The following is a 13944-nucleotide window of genomic DNA, read 5'->3' as shown; positions in this document are numbered from 1 at the left end:
TCGCCGGCTATCAGTCTTGCAGCAACTGTGCGGCTTCTTCGGCGAAATAGGTGAGGATGCCGTCGGCACCGGCACGCTTAAAGGCTAATAGGGACTCCAGAATAACTGCCTCTCGCTTCAGCCAGCCATTTTCAAAGGCGGCGCAGTGCATCGCATACTCCCCGCTCACCTGATAGGCGAAAGTGGGAACCCGCAATTCTTCTTTTACCCGACGCACTATATCCAGGTAGGGCATACCGGGTTTCACCATCACCATATCCGCGCCCTCTTGCAGATCCAGGGCGCACTCGTGCAATGCCTCATCGGTGTTGGCGGGGTCCATTTGGTAGCTCGCTTTATTGCCACCTTTCAAGTTCCCGGCAGAGCCCACTGCATCGCGGAAAGGGCCGTAGTAAGCGGAGGCATATTTAGCGGCGTAGGACATAATCAGGGTATTGCTGTGGCCCGCGCCTTCGAGAGCATCGCGAATGGCTCCGATACGGCCATCCATCATATCCGAGGGGGCCACCATATCGGCACCGGCTGCAGCGTGTGACAGGGCCTGCTGTACCAATACCTCAACGGTTTCGTCGTTGACGATATAACCGCTGTGGTCCATCAGCCCGTCCTGGCCGTGGCTGGTAAAGGGGTCCAGGGCTACGTCGGTGATAACTCCCAATTCCGGTACCGCATTTTTCAGCTCGCGAACAGCCCTTTGTGCCAAGCCATCGGCGTCGTGGGCGGCACTGGCGCAGTCGGACTTTGCCGACGGGTCGACTACTGGAAACAGGGCTATGGCCGGGATTCCCAACTCTCGAACTGACTTCGCTTTCTTGGCCAACAGGTCTACGCTCAGGCGTTCAACACCCGGCATTGAGGCGACTTTTTGGGTTTCGTTACGCCCCTCAATAACAAACAGTGGCAGGATCAAGTCGTCACTGCTCAACTGGGTTTCCCGCACCAGTCGACGGGAAAAATCCTTTGCACGCAGGCGACGCAGGCGAGTGTTGGGGTAGGCACCACGGCCGAATCTTTGGCTCATCGGGAAATTACTCCGGCTATCCATAGGGCCGCAGAAACCCCGCAGCCGCAATTGGCAGCCATCATATCAAATTGCCGCAGTGGGTGATTTTCGATTGCTGAGGGAAAGCGGTTTAAAAATGGGGCTGATGTAAGTGCCTTACCAATAGTTTGCCGGCGGCTTCTATATGCTTTGCCAGCAGTGCGGCGGCTTGGTCCCCGTTTCCCTCTTGGAGTGCATTGAGTATTGCAAAGTGCTCGTCCTGACTGTTGTCCTGGTAATTCAGACCGTGGGATTGGTAACCGATATAACGCTCACATTGCCGGTGCAGTTGCTCGACGGTACTAAATAGCGTGGGTCTTGCAGCTGCCCGGTAAATACAGGCATGGAACTCCCAATTCATTTTTCCGATCTGCTCGGCGGAGAGTTCAGGTTTGGCTTGCATGGATTCCAGAATATCTCTGGCCCGCCCCAGAATCTCTCTATTAAGGTTTTCCAGTGCCAGGGATTGCAGCAGCGGCTCCAGGCGCATGCGCATCAGGTAGAGGTCTTCCACTTCAATAGGGTCAAACTGCGGCACTGCGACGCCGCGTTTTCCGTGTCCGGTTAACCAGCCCTCATTTTTCAATCTTTGTAGAGCGTCCCTAACCGGAATACGGCTCACGGCGTAAAGCTCTGCCAGTTCGGCTTGCTTTAGCACCTGGCCGGCGGCGAAGCGCCCATGCTGCAAGTCCGACTTAATTTTTTCGTAGAGGCCCATTGATGTTTATTAATTCCTGCGCTTGAAAAACCAGTAACACATCAGCCCCCCCAGCAGGCCCCAAAAGGCAGAGCTAATGCCGAAGAGGCTGATACCGGAAGCACTGATCAGAAAAGTGATAATTCCGGCTTCGCGACTGTCGGCCTCGGCTGTTGCGCCAGCCAGGCTGCTACCAATGACGCCAATCAGTGCCAAGCCGGCGAGGCCGGCAATCAGCGACTGGGGGAAGGCGCTGAATAATGCCACAACGCTAGCGCCACAGAGGCCCACCAACAGATAAAAAATACCGGCGGCAATGCCGGCGGTATAGCGTTTGTCGGGGTTGGGATGGGCTTCCGGGCCGGTGCAAATAGCAGCGGTAATAGCCGCCAGATTAAATGCAAAGCCACCAAACGGTGTCAGCAATAAAGAGGTGAGGCCGGTGCCACTAATAACAGGAGATATAGGCACTCTACTGTAGCCACTGGCGGCCAGGGTTGCCGCTCCGGGCAGGTTCTGAGAGGTCATAGTGACGATAAAAAGAGGAAGGCCAATGCCAATTAAAGTGGAGAGGCGGAATTCTGGCGTTACCCAAACAGGGTGTGCCGCTTGCCAGCCGATCTGGGCCGATGCAATGAGTTGCAACTTCCAGCAAGTCACCACTCCAGCCGCTAGTACCAAAATAATGGCATAGCGAGGCGCCCAACGGCGCCCGACTAGATAGGTCAGTAACATGATGCCGACCAATAGCGGTTGTGCCTGCAGAGAAGTAAATACTGAGAGACCAAATTGCAGCAGTATGCCTGCGAGCATAGCGCTGGCAATCGGTGCCGGCACCATTCGCGCTACCCGCTCAAAGGCTCCGGACAAGCCCACGAGGAGTGTTAACAGGGCGCTAAACGCAAAAGCACCAATCGCCTCAGCAATGGGGATGCCACTTAAACTGGTGGCCAAAAGTGCAGCACCTGGAGTCGACCAGGCAGTGATTACCGGGGCGCGGTAATACCAAGAGAAGGCAATACAGGTAATGCCCATCCCCAGGCCCAGGGCGCCAATCCAGGAGGTGATCATTGCTTCACTTGCGCCAGCTGCACGTGCGGCTTCAAAGACTATGGCGGCGGAACTGGCTACTCCCACCAGCACGGCGACAAAGCCTGCGCTGATGGCGGACAAGCGGGTATCTGAAAACGGTGAGCTTTTCAAAATGTATACCTTTTATATTTTGTATACATTTTTAGCTGTTAGCTTTTTTCAGCGCAATAACTTTGCGGTGAAGCGACTGGGGCTTTATTGGAGGGGGTAAAGTAAAACGGGTATAGAAGCAGCACCCGCAGGCTGCGGGTGCTGGAGAGAGGCGGGCAATTAGCCGAGACGGGCGAAGACGCGTTCAGCGGCAGTGATTGTGGCCTCAATATCCTCATCGGTATGAGCTGCGGACATAAACCCTGCCTCATAGGAGGCCGGTGCCAGGTAGACACCTTCTTCCAGCATGCCGTGGAAGAAACGGTTAAAGCGCTCGTTATCGCAGGCCATTACCTGTTGATAGTTAGTTACTTTAGGTTCTTCGGTGAAGAAGAAGCCGAACATGGTGCCGGCCTTGTTGGCGGTAATTGGGATACCTGCGGCTTTACCGGCCGTCAGGATGCCCTCCACCAAACGGTCGGTTTTGGCAATTAAAGGCTCGTAGAAGGCGGGTTCTTCCACTAAGCGCAGGGTCTCCAGGCCCGCGACCATAGCCACAGGGTTACCGGACAGGGTGCCCGCCTGGTAAACCGGCCCCAGGGGTGCGATTTGCTCCATGATCTCGCGTTTACCGCCAAAGGCGCCAACGGGCATACCGCCGCCGATGACTTTGCCAAGGGTGGTGATATCCGCTTCGATACCGTAGAAGCCCTGGGCCCCGGTCAAGCTCACCCGGAAGCCGGTCATTACCTCATCGAGAATCAACAGGGCACCGTGCTGGTCGCAAACTTCGCGCAGGGTTTCCAGGAAGCCGGGTACCGGCGGAATGCAGTTCATATTGCCGGCAACAGGCTCGACGATGATACAGGCGATTTGATCGCCCAGCTCTTCGAAGCAGCTGCGCACACTATCAGCATCGTTATAGCTCAAGGTGATGGTGTGATCTGCCAGGGCGGCGGGAACGCCGGGAGAGGAGGGTACACCCATGGTCAGGGCCCCGGAGCCGGCCTTAACCAGCAGGGAGTCGGAGTGGCCGTGGTAGCAGCCCTCGAACTTCACAATCTTGTCGCGCCCGGTAAATCCACGGGCCAGGCGAATCGCGCTCATGGTGGCTTCGGTACCGGAATTGACGAAGCGCACCAGGTCCATGTTCGGCCACAGGCGGCAGAGTTCTTCGGCCAGTTCGGTTTCCAGTTCGGTTGGTGCACCGAAGCTCAGTCCCGATTGGGCCTGTTCCACCACGGCTTCAATGACTTCCGGGTGTGCGTGGCCCAGCACCATGGGGCCCCAGGACTGTACGTAGTCGATGTAGCGTTTCTCGTCTGCATCGTAGAGGTAGGCGCCCTCGGCACGGCGGATAAACACCGGGGTACCGCCGACTGCGCGAAAAGCCCGTACCGGAGAGTTAACGCCGCCGGGAATATACTGCTGTGCTTCTGCGAAAAGCTGCTCGGATTTACTCATAAACTTAATTCAGGTTCTGCATAAAGGGCCTGGGGAGCATTATCGCGGGGGTGGCGCCTGAGGACAATGTGTAGATTGGCGACGACCGGTCACAGACTGTGTAGACAGAAGATCTCACCGCCACGGGAACGGTGAGACTGATCGGGGCAGGGGCGAAATTTGTGTCAGCAGCTCCAGGTTTAGCGTTCGCACCAGAACAGCCGGTTGGGGATCGGTCTTCCCATGCCCAGGCGCCGGCTGTCTTTGATCGCACTCCAGGCGTACTGCTGACTGCGGGTAACCGCTTCGATAATGGTCAGCCCGTGGGCGATATGGCAGGCAATGGCAGTAGCGAGGGTGCCGCAGACGCCATAGGCCGCTGGCTGCAAGCGCTCCCACTTGAACTCCCGCATCAGGCCGCGCTCATCGTAGAGCCGGTTCTGCAATTGTTGCTCGTGGGGCACGCCAGTCAGCAACAGGTAGCGACAGCCGGATTCGAGGATTTCCTGGGCCATGGCATCGAGGACATCGGCCTCCACAGCCATGGCGCGAGCTTCCCTGCGGTTGGGGCACACCATGGTCGCCTTGGGCAACAACAGCGACACCATAGCCTCCCACAGAGGTGGGGCGAGTACGCTATCTTTGTCGGCCAGTGTGGCATCGGGGTCGATAACGACGGGAATATCCGGGTAGTCGTGGAGTACGCTGTGAAGCGCGCGCACATTCTCCACAGAGCCCAGGTAGCCGACCTTGATCGCGGCGATCGGCATGTCTTCCAGAACGGCCCGGGTTTGTTCAATTAGCAGGCTGTCGTCGACTGGGGCGACACCCAGCAATTCACCGGTGTTACACACGCTGATGGCGGTAACTGCCGAGGCCGCATGGCAGCCGAGACTGACCGCTGTCTCAGTATCTGCGGCAATTCCGGCGCTGCCGCTGGGATCGTGGTGAGTAACGGTCAGAATAACGGGCTGAGGTGTATCCATAAGTGCTCTACATGACGGCCATTAGCTGTGCGCCTAATTCTAGTTGCTGAGCGCCTTTGACAAGGAATGAATACGCGCCAAATTAAAATGGCTTTACGACAACCAAAATGACGATGGCGACAAGTGCAACTGCTGGGAACTCATTAAATATTAGGAAGTAGCGGCGGCTGCGGGTAACGGTTCCCCGGGCAAACTTGCGAACATAGGCGCCACAGATATGGTGATAGCCCAGGAGGAGCACAACAAAAGTCAGTTTTGCGTGCATCCAGCCGGCGGAGGTGTAGTAGGCCGGGTTCAAGCTGTAGAGCCAGATGCCCAAGGCAACGGTAGCCAGCATGGAGGGAATGGCAATACCGCGATAAAGGCGGCGTTCCATAATACAGAAGCGGTCGCGGCTAACGGCATCAGTGGCATCGACATGGTAGACAAACAGTCGAGGCAGATAAAAAAGTGCGGCAAACCAGCACACCATCGCAATAATGTGAAAAGCCTTGATCCACAGCATTGAAAGTCCCCTTAAAAGAAACGGGAAGAAAAATTACTTCCGGTAAAAGTTGTTAATTTGTAGCGGCAGAATAATGCCCGCCGTGCGATTGTCCAGCGAGCCGCTTTTATGACGGCAGATATACAGGCCATCCGCGCCACTTCTCTCCAGCTTTTGCGAGGCCTCCAGCATTGTCGCTCGCCAACTTAGGGACGCCAGCTGTTTGCGTTCACCGGGTAGTCTTAATAAATCGATCATTTCTCCCGGGTCTAGTAATTTATCTGATGCGGAGGAAGCCTGTTTTTCGCTCTCGACCGCCTCATTCGCACCACCGCGAAGAAAAGTTGCCAAGTCTGCTGCACGCAGTAGTTGCGGTGCCGGCTCCTTGGGTAAATCGATAAGAATCCACTCGGGGTGTTGATTAATTAATTCTTTTGCCGCAGCGCGGGTAATTTCCCTAGGAGTCACAACAAAGCTCTGATTCATTTCGCTGGCAACTCCGACACTGCTCAGCATTTGCTGTCGCCAACTTGGCATTCCCGCTTTATTCAGGGCGCGCAGCGTTTCATGATAGAGACCGATAGTGGAAAAGAGTTGGCGGCTTACTAATGTGGCCACCACGATCATCATCATTCCAGGGAATAAAATATGTGGATTATAGGTAAGTTCCAAGATAGCGAGTAGCGCAGCTAGAGGTGCATTGAGCATGGCAGCCATCATTGCTGCCATACCCACCATGGCATAAAAGCCAGGGCTCGCTGTGTGCTCACCCAGCCACAAGTTAGCCAGGCCACCGGCAATACCACCGATACAGGCACCGATAATCAGGCTGGGGCCTATTACCCCACCGGGAATTCCGAGCCCTGCCCCCAAAGCGGTTGCGACTAACTTCGCGGCGACAATAGCAATGAGTGTCGCGACCCCCAACTCCCCCAGCATTGCCACCTGCAAGGTGTCATATCCACCGCCCAGGATTTCCGGTACCCAGATACCCAAGGTGCCAGTAACAAGGCCAACCAAGAGAAATCGAAGAAGTGGGGAGTAACGTTGCTGGGGAATCAAAATACGCTGGGAGCGGATAAATAATCCGGCGAGAACCCCAATAACCAGTGCGCACACAAAAAGTAGCGGCAGCTCGGCAAGGGAGTTGAGTTGAATCGCGGGTACATTAAAGTCCGGCTGGCTACCGAAAGTCAGCTGGGTGATGGTGCTACCGGCAACAGCCGCGAGAATTATCGGTAAAAAACCTGCCACAGTATATTCCAGCATCACGACTTCCATCGCGAATACCACGCCCGCCAGCGGGGTATTAAAGGAGGCCGCAATTGCTGCGGCTACACCACACCCCAGTAGGTTGCGACCGGAATTATTGGGGAGCTTCAGCGCCCTGGCTAACCAGCTGCCACTGGCTGCTCCCAAGTGTACAGCTGGGCCTTCCCGCCCCACCGAGTGGCCGCTAATTAAAATTATTGCGCCGGCAAAAAACTGTAGCAGGGCATTTTGCATTGGCATTTGCCCCTGGTGGTTGTAGAGCCGGTCCAGGACATGGACCACTCCCACCTGGCGGCGTCTGGGATTTAGAAATAAATAGATACATCCCACTGCCAGAGAGCCGATGACTGGCAATGCGAAGCGCCAGAATGGAGGAAGGGATTCGTAATTTTGTGGGATTGATAAAAACAGCGTGGTCGGCCACTCCATCGCCAGCCGAAAAAGTACAGTTACCCCTCCGGCCAGGATGCCGGTGATCAGGGCCATTCCCAGCAAAGGCGCCAGCGCGTCTTTGGAGGAAAGCTGTAAGCGCATATTTTCGAGGCTGCCAGGCCTGACTAAATAACGCGAAAATGACTTTTTTAGTGAGTTCCTTGGGGGCTGTGACACCGCACATCCTTAAAATGCTGGGGCTTGTGGTAGAGTGCCTGTCTGGTTTTACGATTATCGTCTCAGTTGGCGGATATACCGGAGATTTTAGCAAGGTGATAAAAGTAGCGATTGTCGGGGGCACCGGCTATACAGGGGTGGAATTACTTCGGCTTCTCTCAACACATCCACAAGCGGAAGTTACCGCAATCACCTCCCGTTCGTTGAATGGTACCCCGGTTGCCGAGCTTTTCCCTAGCCTGAGAGGGCACTCGCAGCTGTCTTTCTGTAGCCCCGATCTCGAACAGCTGGCGGATTGTGACGTTGTATTCTTCGCTACACCTCATGGCGTTGCCCAGGCCCAAGTACCGGCACTTATTGAACGCGGAGTTCGAGTGATCGATTTGTCCGCCGATTTCCGTTTGAAAGATATACCTACCTGGGAGCAGTGGTACGGCCAAGCCCACGCCGCTCCGGAATTAGCTCAAAGCGCTGTTTATGGTTTGCCAGAAGTTAATCGGGAACAGATTGCCAATGCGCAGTTGATAGCCTGCCCGGGCTGTTATCCCACCGCGATTCAATTGGGATGGATACCGCTTTTGGAAAAGGGCCTGGTAGAACCTGGTGAGCTGATCGCCAGTGCGGCCAGTGGTATCAGTGGAGCGGGGCGACAGGGTAAGACCGACTTGATTATGGCTGAGAATAGCGACAACTTCCGCGCATATTCTGCCGCCGGGCACCGTCATTTACCCGAGATTGAACAGGGGCTTCGTCGAGTGCAGGCCACTGAATCCTCTCCCGCGCAGGTGACTTTTGTACCGCATTTACTTCCCATGATTCGCGGTATCCACGCTACTTTATTTGCCCGCTCAGTGGGGAAGGTTGATGCCGATGAGCTTCAACAGATCTTTGAAAACCGCTATAAAAATGAGCCTTTTGTAGATGTGATGCCGGCGGGCAGCCACCCTCAGACTCGTACGGTTAGAGGGACCAATATGTGCCGCATCTCGGTATTGCAACCCCTGGAGCGGGATACGGTACTGGTATTATCGGCCATTGATAACCTGGCCAAAGGCGCGTCCGCCCAGGCAATCCAGAATATGAATATTATGTTTGGCTTAACTGAGACGTTGGGCCTGGATAGCCCGGCACTGCTGCCTTAGAATCGGGTGTTTCCCGACAATCGATAAATCCCGGATAAGACTTAGCAGATTTCATGGTGCTCAAAGTTAAAGGCAGCAAGCAGTACCGCATGAAAGTGGTGCCTCATAAACCCTTCTCTGGTGTCATTGCCGTAGTGGGGGTCGTTTTTTTGGTATTAGTGACCTCGGCGGGGTCCTATTTTGCCGGACAGTATCAGCTGCGCCAGAGCCTCGATCGCAAGACACTGGAGCATACTCAAGTACTCGATCGTGTTACCGCGCTCCAGAGTGAGAATGAATCCCTGCGAATGAGGGTTGCCACTGCAGAGCAGTCGCTGACTATCGGTGAGCAGGCGAGTGAGTCGGTACGTGCGGAACTGGTGCAGAAAGAGAGCCAGATCGCAGAGCTAAAGCAGGAAATTTCTTTCTATCGCGGCGTCATGGCCCCTGAAGATGGGGGTGAGGGGGTGTCCATTGGACGCTTTATCCTCTCGCAGACCGGCGATCCAAAAAGTTACCAGTACAAGTTACAGATCAAACAGTCCGCAGCGCGTCGAGATGTTGTAAAAGGCACGGCCACATTTACCGTAGTGGGCCGTCAGGATGGGGAACCGAAGAGTTACTCTCTGAAGGAACTGTCGGAGCAGGTGGATAGTGAGTCGATTCAGCTGCGTTTTAAATATTTTCAGAATATCGAGGGAGAGCTGCGCTTGCCGGAGGGATTTGTGCCCGAAGGTGTGGAGTTGTCACTTAAATCTTCTGGGCGCAAGGGCTTTAATATTGAGCAGCGCTACGGTTGGTTAGTACAGGAAAGTTAGCATAGGTGCCAAAGGCACGAGGTTTTGGGGATTATGTTAAGAAAAAAAGAGAAACAGATAACTATGGCCAATACCGGTAGTAACCACACGACTTTGATCGCTCGTCAGACTGAGATCAGCGGTGATATCCACTTCCGTGGCAACCTGGTCATCGAAGGTAAGGTGCGCGGCAATGTTACCGCTCACAGTGATAGTGATGCGCGCCTGCAAATTGTGGATGGCGGCATCATTGAGGGTGAAATTCGTGTGCCTCAGGTAGTGATCAATGGCAATGTGAAAGGGGATGTGTTTGCTGCGCGCCACCTGGAACTCGCTTCCAAGGCAATGGTAGAAGGCAATGTACACTATAAGCTGATCGAGATGCTGAAAGGTGCCCAGGTAAACGGTGCCCTGGTATCCAGTGCCGACCTGAGTAGCGCGGGTGAGCCCCATATGCTCGGCTATTCCGAAGATGAAACTGTCATTGAAGCCTCTTAAGTCCGGGTAGTACTGGCTGGCGCTGGTACTTTGTTGTACCGGCCTACCTGCCGGTTAATACTTGACTGAATTGCTGGGTTTAAGCAAGATGACGCCCCCGGGGCTGCACTCGTTATAACTTTTATACGAGCGGTGAATGTCCCGATGAGTTGAGAGAGACTTATGTCAGAAGCTGTATCCTTTTCTCCCGCGCCACTCGTGGTCACAGACAAGGCTGTGGCCAAGGTAAAAAGCCTGTTGGAAGAGGAGGGCAACCCGGAGTTGAAACTCAGGGTGTTCGTGACCGGAGGCGGCTGTTCCGGTTTCCAATACGGTTTTACCTTTGATGAATTGGTTGCCGAAGATGATGCCATCATAGAAAAGGATGGTATTCAGGTCTTGGTGGATGCGATGAGCTACCCCTACCTGGTTGGCGCCAATGTTGATTACGAAGAAGGCCTTTCGGGGTCGCGCTTCGTAGTACAAAATCCCAATGCGTCCGCTACCTGTGGCTGCGGCTCCTCTTTCTCTATTTGAGAAATCCTAACCCGCCCTATTATCAGGGCGGGTAAATAGCCCCTAGAACCGCCTCTTTCTGCGCGCCAGTCACTCCCGGGCAATTACCGGGCAGCCCTCTCAATGTCTGGCGGGCTAACCAGGCAAATCCAACGGCTTCGAGCCAGTCTGCGTCAATACCGTAACTGCCCGTGTCAGTAATAGACCAGGTGGGCAAGCGGCGCTGTAATCGCGCAACCAAGTCCTTATTTTTTGCCCCGCCCCCGCAAGTGAGCAACTCGCCGCCTTCGGCAAAATTATGCACGGCGTCGGCGATACTGGCTGCGGTCACTTCAGACAGGGTCGCCTGCACATCTACCGGCGCTACTTCCAAACCGGCGCAGGCCTGTTCGAGCCAGCTGGGGTTAAAAGTTTCACGGCCAGTGCTCTTGGGTGGCTCGGCGGAGAAATAGGGATCTGAAAGAAGGCGGTTGAGAAGTTCAGCATTGGCGCGACCGCTCGCGGCCCAGTCTCCATTTCTATCGTAGGGCTGGTTTTTGTGTAGGTTCACCCAGTAGTCGAGCAATGCATTACCTGGACCCGTGTCATAGCCGTAAACCTGGCCATCTGCCGTCAGCTCAGTGATATTGGCCATCCCCCCAATATTGACCACAGCACGGCTTCCATCAGTTTTGAAGGCGGCCTGGTGAAACGCCGGCATTAAAGGCGCTCCTTGACCACCGAGAGCGATATCCCGGCGACGGAAATCCGCAACGGTGCAGATGCCCGTCAGTGCTGAGATGGTGTTGGGGTCACCGAGTTGCAAAGTAAAGGGAGAAGTCACTGTGCCTGGGGGGCGGTGGCGTACAGTTTGGCCGTGACTGCCAATGGCGGTAACAGACTGACCCTCAACACCGGCTCGGGCTAGCAGGGTATTGGTGGCCTCGGCAAAAACCTGTCCCAGTTGCCGGTCTAACTGTCCAGCGCGATCCAACTCTGAAGGGCCGGGGGCACAGAGGCTGAGGATAGCCTCGCGCAGGCCGCTGTGAATCGGGTGGGCTAGCGCAGCCAGGATCCGGGTGTTTATTTTTTCTTCATCGCCAAAATCGACCAGCACCGCGTCAATGGAGTCAACGCTGGTGCCGGACATCAGGCCGATAAACAGATCGGGCATATTCGTTGGCGCTTGTTAGGGGCTTTCTTCATCCAGTTGAGCCAAAGCCGGCCCCTGGAAGTTTTCTAGTTTCGCCAGAAGTGGCTGGGTCTGGTTTTTAAAACGGATCATCTCAGAAGTCGGTACCGACTTTGCCTTGGGCAATTTGCGCACAATGGTGGCGGGGTTGCGATGTCTGCCATCCACCAGGAATTCGTAGTGCAAGTGCGGGCCGGTGGCATAACCGGTAGACCCCACAGTGCCAATAACCTGGCGCTGCTTAACGCGCTGGCCCTTTTTGACTTTGCGCTTGGTTAGGTGGAGATAGCGGGTTACATACCGTTCGCCGTGCTGGATAAATACGTAGTTGCCGTTGGGTTTGCTATAGCCGGACGCGATAACCCGACCATCGCCAGTAGAGTAAACGGGGGTGCCTCTTGGAGCGGCATAGTCGGTGCCATTATGAGGTCGGCGTGACTTGAATACAGGGTGCAGGCGGCTTGGGTTGAAGTGAGAGCTGATGCGGACTATGTCCAGCGGTGTGCGGATAAATGCCTTGCGCATACTTTTGCCTTCAGGCGTGTAGTAATTGGCATCACCACTGTTATCCACATAGCGTACAGCGCTAAAAGTTCTTCCCTGGTTGGTAAAACTGACCGCCAGGATAGGACCGTTGCCAATTTTCTCCCCATCCAGGAACAACTCTTCGAACATCACACTAAAGTTGTCGCCCTTGCGAATATCGAGGGCAAAGTCGATATCGGAGCTGAATACATCCGCCATCTCCATTATCAGGCTGTCACTCAGCCCAGCATCGCTGCCGGCCAGGAATAGGGAACTATCGATCTGGGCCTGTCGGTAAGCCGGGTGGCTGTCGGGCTCGCGAGTTATCAGTGCGTGTTCAAACTTATCTGCATTTGTGCGAGTAAACTCAATTTGATTGAGTCGGTCCCGCTGTAATTTCAGGGACTGCAGCTGGCCATCATTATTTGTTTGAAAGGTCAGCTCTTCACCCGGAGTTAGACGTGCCAGCTGTTTTGCCTCTTTGCCGCTACCCAGAAGCTGGTACATCTCTTTGGCGCTGATTTTTGCACGTTGAAATAGGTCTGACAGAGTATCCCCGTTACGTACTTCAAGACTCAACGACTTGACCGCCTCAACACTGACGTTAAGCAGTGGGGTCTCCGCCGGCGTATAAGTGAGTGCAGGTTTGGCTTCAGTGCTGTCGTCGCTTGTGACCTCTGAAAGTTTGACGGGTAGGGATGTGCGCTTAGAGGAAATCTCCGGTGAAGGAATCAGAACGGCCAGCATAAGGACAAAGGCTGCGATGCCAGCGGTCAGCGCATGAACGCGGGGAAAATGCTTGGGTAAGCCGCCAATACGGAGGCCTGTACTCGATTTACGATGGTTTTGCATGGCGTTAGCGGATGGTACTGGCGGTCGTTGTTATTTGCGCTTGAAAAACTGAGTGTCTAAAAAACAGGCATTGGAGGGGCTTTATAGCAAAAAAGCCGCCTTGGTTCACGAGATAATTGACACGTCTTTGCACGGTTTGGTTCCTCATGAATTTTGTTTTTAGTGCGGATACTGGGCTGCTGCACGCTTGTATTTGCCGCAAACTTCGGTAATGTTGCAGCGCATTTTGCCGCCGCTTGGTGGCGCTAATTTCAAGCCTATATATGAGGGGAAAGCATGGCTGGGGTCGACATGACACTGCTTGAAGACTTGGACCGTCGCGGATTAATTAATCAAGCGACTGGTGACGGCGAACTGACGCAGCATTTGTCGGAGAGTCGAACCCTGTATTGCGGTTTTGATCCCACTGCAGACTCCCTTCATATAGGCAGTCTAGTACCGTTGCTGACCTTGAAGAGGTTTCAGGCGGCAGGGCATAAACCAATTGCACTGGTTGGCGGTGCCACGGGGCTGATTGGTGACCCTTCTTTTAAGGCTCAGGAGCGCAGTTTGAATACCCCCGATATTGTTGCGGGTTGGGTAGACAAGCTGAAAAGCCAGGTTTCCCAATTTATCAATTTCGATTGTGGGGAAAATAGTGCCATTGTCTCCAATAACCTCGACTGGACTCGCGACCTCAATGTGCTCGATTTCTTGCGCGATGTCGGCAAGCATTTCTCTGTTAACAATATGGTTAACAAAGAGTCCGTTAAGCAGCGTATCCAGCGTGA

14 protein-coding genes (1 of these 14 only partly in view) are annotated in these 13944 nt (G+C 54.5%); 5 read left to right on the top strand and 9 right to left on the bottom strand.

Translation table 11 applies throughout. From position 1 onward, the window contains the following. Nucleotides 1–10 precede the first annotated feature (10 nt). From hemB to ACJJIN_RS15435, 7 genes are all read right to left on the bottom strand, one after another. Nucleotides 11–1021: a porphobilinogen synthase gene (gene hemB, locus ACJJIN_RS15465; protein ID WP_444895299.1), complete on the bottom strand. Its 1011-nt coding sequence runs from the start codon at nucleotides 1019–1021 to the stop codon at nucleotides 11–13. Nucleotides 1022–1133: 112 nt separating this feature from the next. After that, complete coding sequence (locus ACJJIN_RS15460) at nucleotides 1134–1760, bottom strand: GntR family transcriptional regulator (RefSeq protein ID WP_444895298.1); 627 nt, start codon at nucleotides 1758–1760, stop codon at nucleotides 1134–1136. Nucleotides 1761–1769: 9 nt separating this feature from the next. Then, on the bottom strand, nucleotides 1770–2942 hold the full coding sequence (locus ACJJIN_RS15455; protein ID WP_444895297.1) for a benzoate/H(+) symporter BenE family transporter: 1173 nt from the start codon (nucleotides 2940–2942) through the stop codon (nucleotides 1770–1772). Between the two features lie 159 nt (nucleotides 2943–3101). Continuing rightward, complete coding sequence (gene hemL / locus ACJJIN_RS15450; RefSeq protein WP_444895296.1) at nucleotides 3102–4385, bottom strand: glutamate-1-semialdehyde 2,1-aminomutase; 1284 nt, start codon at nucleotides 4383–4385, stop codon at nucleotides 3102–3104. 179 nt (nucleotides 4386–4564) lie between these two features. Continuing rightward, nucleotides 4565–5350 carry a bifunctional hydroxymethylpyrimidine kinase/phosphomethylpyrimidine kinase gene (gene thiD / locus ACJJIN_RS15445; RefSeq protein WP_413664269.1) on the bottom strand — a complete coding sequence of 262 codons (786 nt, stop codon included), beginning with the start codon at nucleotides 5348–5350 and terminating at the stop codon, nucleotides 4565–4567. 82 nt (nucleotides 5351–5432) lie between these two features. After that, entirely contained in the window at nucleotides 5433–5855 is a 423-nt protein-coding gene (gene hemJ, locus ACJJIN_RS15440; RefSeq protein ID WP_282934420.1) for a protoporphyrinogen oxidase HemJ, read from the bottom strand. 33 nt (nucleotides 5856–5888) lie between these two features. Beyond that, nucleotides 5889–7640 (bottom strand): chloride channel protein, encoded by a 1752-nt coding sequence (locus tag ACJJIN_RS15435; RefSeq protein WP_444895295.1) that lies wholly within the window; start codon nucleotides 7638–7640, stop codon nucleotides 5889–5891. A 170-nt stretch (nucleotides 7641–7810) separates the two neighbouring features. Between ACJJIN_RS15435 and argC the strand changes: the two genes are divergently transcribed. The 4 genes from argC to erpA all read left to right on the top strand — a co-directional run bounded on the left by argC (nucleotide 7811) and on the right by erpA (nucleotide 10647). Further along, the gene (gene argC / locus ACJJIN_RS15430; protein ID WP_444898263.1) at nucleotides 7811–8857 is read left to right on the top strand and encodes an N-acetyl-gamma-glutamyl-phosphate reductase; all 1047 of its coding nucleotides are present in this window, start codon (nucleotides 7811–7813) and stop codon (nucleotides 8855–8857) included. 53 nt (nucleotides 8858–8910) lie between these two features. Then, nucleotides 8911–9654: a DUF6776 family protein gene (locus ACJJIN_RS15425; protein WP_444895294.1), complete on the top strand. Its 744-nt coding sequence runs from the start codon at nucleotides 8911–8913 to the stop codon at nucleotides 9652–9654. Between the two features lie 33 nt (nucleotides 9655–9687). Continuing rightward, complete coding sequence (locus ACJJIN_RS15420) at nucleotides 9688–10131, top strand: bactofilin family protein (protein ID WP_282934417.1); 444 nt, start codon at nucleotides 9688–9690, stop codon at nucleotides 10129–10131. A gap of 162 nt (nucleotides 10132–10293) precedes the next feature. Further along, complete coding sequence (erpA, locus tag ACJJIN_RS15415) at nucleotides 10294–10647, top strand: iron-sulfur cluster insertion protein ErpA (protein WP_108731633.1); 354 nt, start codon at nucleotides 10294–10296, stop codon at nucleotides 10645–10647. Nucleotides 10648–10669: 22 nt separating this feature from the next. Here erpA and ACJJIN_RS15410 read toward each other — a convergent pair whose 3' ends face one another. Further along, nucleotides 10670–11779 (bottom strand): anhydro-N-acetylmuramic acid kinase, encoded by a 1110-nt coding sequence (locus ACJJIN_RS15410; RefSeq protein ID WP_282934416.1) that lies wholly within the window; start codon nucleotides 11777–11779, stop codon nucleotides 10670–10672. 15 nt (nucleotides 11780–11794) lie between these two features. Beyond that, nucleotides 11795–13174 (bottom strand): OapA family protein, encoded by a 1380-nt coding sequence (locus ACJJIN_RS15405; RefSeq protein WP_444895293.1) that lies wholly within the window; start codon nucleotides 13172–13174, stop codon nucleotides 11795–11797. A 276-nt stretch (nucleotides 13175–13450) separates the two neighbouring features. Between ACJJIN_RS15405 and tyrS the strand changes: the two genes are divergently transcribed. Beyond that, nucleotides 13451–13944, top strand: partial view of a tyrosine--tRNA ligase gene (gene tyrS, locus ACJJIN_RS15400; RefSeq protein ID WP_444895292.1) — the beginning only. It continues 811 nt past the right edge of the window; the window shows 494 of its 1305 coding nt (coding positions 1–494); the start codon lies at nucleotides 13451–13453; its stop codon lies off the right edge, out of view.

It is taken from the genome of Microbulbifer maximicatervae (SeqCode) (genome assembly GCF_052467505.1).
Note: the sequence above shows the minus strand (reverse complement) of the source record. Positions and strands in the feature narration are given on the sequence as shown.

Coding starts and splice junctions, on each gene's coding strand:
- hemB (WP_444895299.1), bottom strand. CDS start 1,021: ATGAGCCAAAGATTCGGCCGTGGTGCCTACCCCAACACTCGCCTGCGT.
- ACJJIN_RS15460 (WP_444895298.1), bottom strand. CDS start 1,760: ATGGGCCTCTACGAAAAAATTAAGTCGGACTTGCAGCATGGGCGCTTC.
- hemL (WP_444895296.1), bottom strand. CDS start 4,385: ATGAGTAAATCCGAGCAGCTTTTCGCAGAAGCACAGCAGTATATTCCC.
- thiD (WP_413664269.1), bottom strand. CDS start 5,350: ATGGATACACCTCAGCCCGTTATTCTGACCGTTACTCACCACGATCCC.
- hemJ (WP_282934420.1), bottom strand. CDS start 5,855: ATGCTGTGGATCAAGGCTTTTCACATTATTGCGATGGTGTGCTGGTTT.
- ACJJIN_RS15435 (WP_444895295.1), bottom strand. CDS start 7,640: ATGCGCTTACAGCTTTCCTCCAAAGACGCGCTGGCGCCTTTGCTGGGA.
- ACJJIN_RS15425 (WP_444895294.1), top strand. CDS start 8,911: ATGGTGCTCAAAGTTAAAGGCAGCAAGCAGTACCGCATGAAAGTGGTG.
- ACJJIN_RS15420 (WP_282934417.1), top strand. CDS start 9,688: ATGTTAAGAAAAAAAGAGAAACAGATAACTATGGCCAATACCGGTAGT.
- erpA (WP_108731633.1), top strand. CDS start 10,294: ATGTCAGAAGCTGTATCCTTTTCTCCCGCGCCACTCGTGGTCACAGAC.
- ACJJIN_RS15410 (WP_282934416.1), bottom strand. CDS start 11,779: ATGCCCGATCTGTTTATCGGCCTGATGTCCGGCACCAGCGTTGACTCC.
- ACJJIN_RS15405 (WP_444895293.1), bottom strand. CDS start 13,174: ATGCAAAACCATCGTAAATCGAGTACAGGCCTCCGTATTGGCGGCTTA.